Genomic DNA, 6299 nt, shown 5'->3' with positions numbered 1-6299 from the left:
AGGGCAGCGACGCTGACCCATACCTACCCGTTTAACTATCGGGACAATACGCCCCTGATCAACTACGCGAAAAAGAGCTGGTATCTGGGGACTACGGCAGTTAAACAACAGCTGCTGGACAACAATAACAAAATCAACTGGCACCCAGACTATATCCGGGCAGGTCGTTTTGGCGACTGGTTGAGAAACAATGTTGACTGGGCCTTGTCGCGTGAACGATATTGGGGAGCCCCCTTACCAATTTGGGTAAGCGAAGATGAGAGCGAGCAAATCTGTGTCGGCAGCGTCAAAGAGCTGGAAACCCTAACCGGACAGGATTTGTCTGAGCTGGATTTGCATCGCCCCTACATCGACGACATTACCTTTGAACGAAACAGCAAGTTGTTTAAGCGTGTGCCTTACACCGTCGATGTATGGTTTGAGTCAGGGGCGATGCCCTATGCCCAGTGGCACTACCCGTTTGAAAATCAAGATGTTCTGGCCCAGAGCTTTCCAGCCGACTACATTTGTGAGGCGATCGATCAGACCCGTGGCTGGTTCTACAGTTTACATGCCCTGGCCACGCTGCTGACAGATCCTGGAGACGAGCAGCGATCGAGGGGTGCTTTGACCCACCTGGTGGAAAATTCGCCTGCCTTCAAAAATGTAATCGTGTTGGGGCATATCGTCGATGAGAACGGCGAGAAAATGTCGAAGTCCAAAGGTAACACAGTGGACCCTTGGACAGTCCTCAACGCTCAGGGGGCAGATGCCTTGCGATGGTATCTCTTTAGCGCTAGTCCACCGGAGACCACTAAACGCTTTTCCCAATCTCTAGTGGACGATACCGTCCAAGATTTTCTCATGACCCTGTGGAATACCTATGGGTTCTTTGTGCTGTATGCCAATCTTGATGCCCCCGATCTGATCCAAGTGGTGCCTGATCGTCCTGATTTTGACCGCTGGCTAGTGGCCAAAGTACATGCGCTGACCAGAGCCGTTACCGATCAGCTAGATGACTATAACCCTACCCAGGCCAGCCGTTTGATCCGCGATTTTGTGGTTAACGATCTGTCTAATTGGTATATCCGTCGCAATCGTCGCCGCTTTTGGAAATCTGAAAATGATCGCGACAAAGCATCAGCGTATAAGACCTTATACGAAGCGCTGGTAACAGTGACTAAGCTGATGGCACCGATGGCTCCGTTTATCAGCGAACACCTCTATCAGAATCTGGTCCTGAGTGTTTTTCCAAATGAGCCTGAATCGGTACATTTGGCGGAGTGGAGCCCTTGGGAAGAAGAGGCTATCGATGCTGTATTACTGCAAGATATGGACATCTTGATCCGCCTAGTTGAGTTGGGACGAGCCGCGCGATCGACGGCTGGGGTAAAGCTGCGGCAGCCATTAGGAGAGCTTTTAGTACGAGTTCGAACAGCAGCTGAGATGGCTGGTCTCAAAAGATTTGAAGCTCAACTCAAAGCAGAAATCAACGTCAAACAGGTGACTTATTTAGAGTTAGCTACTGACTTTGTTGATTACATCGTAAAACCCAACTTACCGCTACTGGGCAAGCGATTGGGTAAACAGTTACCGATATTGATCCAAACGCTGACCACGCTCGATAGCCGCGAGATTGTCCATAATATCCGCAATCATGTTGACACCGTCATCGACCTAGAGGGAGTCCTTGTTCATCTCGAACCAGAAGCCTTTTTAATCAAGGCTAAAAGTCCAGACGGGTACGCAGCTATCGAAGATCAGGGCTATCTTGCTGCTCTGAATACTCACCTCACTAACGAGCTAATACAGGAAGGACTGATGCGTCAAGCTATCCGACACTTACAGGAGGCCCGAAAAAATGCAGGGCTGGCCATCTCTGATCGGATTCAGCTAGGGTTGCAAACGTCGGGACTCGTTTTAGACTCCTTAAAGGCACACCGTGCTACAGTCGAAAGTGAGGTGTTGGCAACTGAGGTGAGGTTTGATGAGCTCGTAGTTGCCGATTACAGTGGAGCCGTCACGCTCCATAATACAGAAATGCAGTATTGGATTAAGCGACAAACCACATAGTCGCCCCTGCTGTAGAGTGCGTTCCCTACTAAACCCCTTAATCACTCTGCCGATAAATTCCTGGGAACGTACCATGTTTATGAATTCGTCGGAGCAAGCGATCTCAGCATAACAACGCCCATGCACACCGACCGCCGAAAGTAGATCTGTAGGATGCAGAGGTTATCTTCGGCGGGTGATAGGCAACGTTATGCGCCAAAATACTTGTCCAGTTTTCGGTTGTAGGTAAAATCACGCGTCAGTATACTTACCTTTTCACATAAAAGGAATGTACCAATGTCATTCAAAGCCCTACACAACCAGGAACACCCTTTATTACTTTGCAATGTTTGGGATGCCTCCAGCGCCAAGTTGGCTGAAAAGCTGGGCTTTCAAGCTATGGGCACGTCCAGTGCTGCGATTGCAGCAACGCTAGGGTATGCAGATGGTGAAGAAATAGCATTTTCAGAGCTGTATCAGGTCGTCAAAACTATTCAAAAGCATTCAACACTACCATTAACGGTTGATATTGAGTCTGGTTATAGTCGCGACCCCATTGAAATCGCCGAAAATATTCAAAAGCTTGCTGCTTTGGGTGTTGAAGGCGTCAATATTGAAGACAGTATTGTTGTTGATGGTGAACGCAGCCTTGTTGATACAGTCGTTTTTACTGACTGTATTGCGCGTATGCTTAACAAGCTGCAACAGGATAATATTGCCATGTTTCTCAATATACGCAGTGATGTCTTTCTTTTAGGCTATGATGACCCGGTGGCTGAAGCAAAATCAAGAATTCCCCATTACGAAAGTTTAGGTGTAAACGGTATATTCTTGCCGTGCATTCAGACTCCTAAAGACATCGAAGCAGTCATGCAATTTTGTACGCTTCCGCTCAATGTAATGTGTATGCCAGAATTGCCCAATTTTCAAGTACTCCAGGCCCTGGGTGTGAAAAGAATCAGCATGGGCAACTTTTTATTTAACTATATCCACCAACAGCTTGAGAATACGTTAAGTAGCATTTATGCCAAAGGTTCTTTTTCAGAGGTTTTTAACGGTGAAAATCACTGAGACAAGCCAAGCGGAAAAATACTATCAAGCATTACTCAATAAAGACCCTGCCTACATTGGTATTTTCTATGTCTGCGTGAAAACAACCTCAGTATTTTGCATTGCAACCTGCCGAGCCAGAAAACCCAAGTTTGAGAATGTCGAATTTTATACTAGCTATAAAGAGGCTTTAGAGTTTGGTTACAGGCCTTGCAAGATATGTAAACCAACGGAGAATGCCCATCAGGCTCCATCTCAGGTCGAGCATGCGATTAGTCTGGTGCGTGATAATCCCAAAGAAAAAATAACGGATTATGTCCTTAAACAGAATGGTATTAGCTCTAAGTCAGTGCGTCGCTGGTTTAACAAACACTACGGCATTACCTTCCATCAATTTCAGAGAATGTACCGGATTAACAATGCAGTGCATGAACTCAAAAGTGGCAAACGAGTGACAGACAGCGCGCTTGATGGCGGTTATGACTCACTCAGTGGGTTTGGTTACACCTATAAAAAGCTGCTTGGTGTCTCCCCTATCAATACAGACAAAGTCATCCTGATTGACAGATTAACAACACCTATTGGCCCCATGTTTGTGTGTGCTTCAGATATTGGTGTTTGTCTGCTGGAATTTGTTGACCGAAAAATGTTGGAAACAGAATTCAAGGATTTACAACGTTTACTCAAGGCAAAAATTATTGCAGGAGAAAACAGCCACATTGCTCAAGCAAGGCAGGAGCTTGCAGAATATTTCAGCGGCAGTAGGAAAACTTTTAGCGTTGCCTTGGACACGCCAGGTACGAACTTCCAGAGAACGGTTTGGAAAAGCTTGCAACATATCCCGTATGGAACAACCAGTACGTATCAACAACAGGCATTGTCGATGGATAAAGCCAGTGCAATCAGGGCCGTAGCTTCAGCCAATGGGAGCAACAGAGTCTCAATTATTGTTCCTTGTCACCGTGTCATTGGTAAAAATGGCGATTTATTGGGCTACGGTGGTGGCCTGGAACGAAAACGTTGGCTCTTGGAGCATGAGGTGCATAACAATGCCTTGCAACTGACCGCCTTCCGCTACGCTCCAGGCGGCGGTTGAAGGCAAACGTTATGCGGCATGAGTTATAGGTCTAGGTACGCTGTTAGATTTATCCATTGATGTTGCAAGTCAAAATATCGTATTGCATTCGGATTGCGGCTTGACGATTCACTTGATGGGGGTCTATCCCAATCGTTAACTCACCCACCAAGGCATAGTAAGCTAGGCGGGCGCGAACCATTGCCTCAGCCTCAGAAAATCCAATTTTGAGAAATAATGCTTTGGTGTAGTTGAGCCTTTGTTGATCAACATGAGCAATGAGTTCAGCCACTTTCTGATTACTCTTTGCCCAAGCACGAATGGCATTCTCAATTCCGCCATCGGCCAAACCAGGCATAAAATCGTTATCTGCGTATGCCAGTTCCAATAGGTACAGTAACTTCGTCTTCGGATCAGCATCAAGTTGGTTGACCTGTTCAATAATGCCGTTGGTATCCAGCTCTACCCATTCAGCCAAAATTGCATCCAGTAAATCATTGCGATTTTTAAAGTGCCAATAGAAGCTGCCTTTTGTCATCTTTATCCGCTTCGCCAATGGCTCTATTCGGACCGCTTCTATACCACCTTCTGCTAGAACCATTAACCCTGCATTAATCCAGTCTTGCCTGGCAAGCTTCAAATCGTGGCTTTTCTTTCTTTGTTTTTCAACCATACGCTACCGTATTGACACCTTCAAAATCATAGCTTAAATTAAAACATACGGTAACGTATGGATAGTTTATGCACGCTTCATTGCAAAGTCGAACGATCCAGCTTCTTAGCTGGACAGTCAAGTTCGTCTCAGGTTTAGCTATTTGTTTTTCGCTATTAATGTTTAGTTTGGAGGCTCCATCAATGGCTCAACCTATAAATTCATCACCTATCACTCAGGACTTAAGCCAAGTGAATAAGAAGATGGCTCTTCGGTTTGCGAAAGAAGGTTGGGGTACACAACCAAATTGGCAACAAGTTTGGGATGAGTTAATGGCTCCCGATATCATCTATCACTTCAATAGTTTGCCGGATAAAGTTGTTGGCTTGGAAGCTAATAAACAGTTCAATCAAGATCTGTTTGTTGGATTTCCCAAACTCAAGAACACCATCGAAAATGTTGTGGCTGAAGATGACGTAGTTATTTATCGATCGACCCTAGAAGGTAAGCAGTCCGGCCCCTTTTTAGGGATGCCTGCAACCAATAAAACGGTGAGAGTAAATGATTTTACAATGCTCAAAATTAAAGATGGCAAGATCAGCGAGTGGTGGTACGAAACTAACTTGCTATCTGTGATGCAGCAATTGGGACTTATACCCGATGCTTAGTCATTGTTGAAATTAAGAGACCGATAACACGTTTGGGCGATGTATCTGGAAATTCATCGCCCGATAAACTTCAACCTCATGTTCAGGTCAGTAAATCATGCATTGCTTTGATGTGGTCCAGTTACAACAGTCACAAATTCCGGCTGCAAGTGAAATTGCCGCAAATGCATTTGAATCTGATCCGGTTTTTAGCTATCTGACACCAGACGATCCAGACCTACGATTTCAAGCTTTAACTTGGTTGACTAATAGGGTCATGGCCTACTGCAAACAGTATGAACATATCTACACGACATCAGCCTTGCAAGGCATTGCGGCCTGGTTACCACCTGGAGAATTCTCTAGCAACCTGCACCAGCAATTAAAGATTTTATGGCAACTTCAGTTATATCGGTTGCCGATGAAAGTGGGTTGGAATCGATTAGGACGATGGCTGAATGTCTTGTACACAACTGAAATAGCCCATCAACAAGACATGGGCAGTGCCCCCTTTTGGTATTTGGGGCTGATGGTGGTACATCCAGCACAACAAGGACAAGGGATTGGTAGTCGCTTACTACAGCCCATTTTGCGACGAGCGAGTGATGAGGGCTTACCCTGTTATGTCGTAACGTTTACAGGACAAGCAGTACGTTTTTACCAGAAAAATGGGTTCGAAATCGCTCACGAGCAAAGGTTCGCACCCGACGCACCGTCATTTTGGACACTCAAGCGTAATCCATGACCGATTAGCTACTTTAGACCAAGATTGTTGATGTTGCATAATAATTCTGTTACAGTAAATTGCCAAGAATTCATGGTGGAGTTTCGATATCATTTCAAC

General features: G+C 45.6%; 6 protein-coding genes. 5 read left to right on the top strand and 1 reads right to left on the bottom strand.

Annotated features, from left to right (window positions below):
• The 3 genes from DXZ20_RS27070 to DXZ20_RS27060 all read left to right on the top strand — a co-directional run.
• Nucleotides 1–2052, top strand: a 2052-nt coding sequence (locus tag DXZ20_RS27070; protein ID WP_163703632.1) for a class I tRNA ligase family protein, incomplete at its 5' end; no start/stop codon positions are given.
• 276 nt (nucleotides 2053–2328) lie between these two features.
• Entirely contained in the window at nucleotides 2329–3102 is a 774-nt protein-coding gene (locus DXZ20_RS27065) for an isocitrate lyase/PEP mutase family protein (protein WP_163702195.1), read from the top strand.
• Entirely contained in the window at nucleotides 3056–4177 is a 1122-nt protein-coding gene (locus DXZ20_RS27060; protein ID WP_163668298.1) for a bifunctional transcriptional activator/DNA repair enzyme AdaA, read from the top strand. The genes DXZ20_RS27065 and DXZ20_RS27060 overlap by 47 nt, the downstream gene beginning before the upstream one ends.
• 49 nt (nucleotides 4178–4226) lie before the next feature.
• Here the strand turns inward: DXZ20_RS27060 and DXZ20_RS27055 are convergent, their stop codons facing one another.
• On the bottom strand, nucleotides 4227–4829 hold the full coding sequence (locus DXZ20_RS27055; RefSeq protein WP_163668296.1) for a TetR/AcrR family transcriptional regulator: 603 nt from the start codon (nucleotides 4827–4829) through the stop codon (nucleotides 4227–4229).
• A gap of 182 nt (nucleotides 4830–5011) precedes the next feature.
• Here DXZ20_RS27055 and DXZ20_RS27050 point away from each other — a divergent pair, with 182 nt between their 5' ends.
• Together DXZ20_RS27050 and DXZ20_RS27045 are read left to right on the top strand one after the other, a co-directional pair.
• Nucleotides 5012–5476 carry an ester cyclase gene (locus DXZ20_RS27050; RefSeq protein ID WP_163668294.1) on the top strand — a complete coding sequence of 155 codons (465 nt, stop codon included), beginning with the start codon at nucleotides 5012–5014 and terminating at the stop codon, nucleotides 5474–5476.
• A 97-nt stretch (nucleotides 5477–5573) separates the two neighbouring features.
• Complete coding sequence (locus tag DXZ20_RS27045) at nucleotides 5574–6200, top strand: GNAT family N-acetyltransferase (protein ID WP_163668292.1); 627 nt, start codon at nucleotides 5574–5576, stop codon at nucleotides 6198–6200.
• The last annotated feature ends 99 nt before the right edge of the window (nucleotides 6201–6299 follow it).

This window comes from Adonisia turfae CCMR0081 (assembly GCF_011009555.1).
Taxonomy (GTDB): domain Bacteria; phylum Cyanobacteriota; class Cyanobacteriia; order Phormidesmidales; family Phormidesmidaceae; genus Leptothoe; species Leptothoe turfae.
The sequence above is the reverse complement of the archived record's forward strand: the minus strand, read 5'-3'. Positions and strand labels throughout refer to the sequence as shown.

Coding starts and splice junctions, on each gene's coding strand:
- DXZ20_RS27065 (WP_163702195.1), top strand. CDS start 2,329: ATGTCATTCAAAGCCCTACACAACCAGGAACACCCTTTATTACTTTGC.
- DXZ20_RS27060 (WP_163668298.1), top strand. CDS start 3,056: ATGCCAAAGGTTCTTTTTCAGAGGTTTTTAACGGTGAAAATCACTGAG.
- DXZ20_RS27055 (WP_163668296.1), bottom strand. CDS start 4,829: ATGGTTGAAAAACAAAGAAAGAAAAGCCACGATTTGAAGCTTGCCAGG.
- DXZ20_RS27050 (WP_163668294.1), top strand. CDS start 5,012: ATGGCTCAACCTATAAATTCATCACCTATCACTCAGGACTTAAGCCAA.
- DXZ20_RS27045 (WP_163668292.1), top strand. CDS start 5,574: ATGCATTGCTTTGATGTGGTCCAGTTACAACAGTCACAAATTCCGGCT.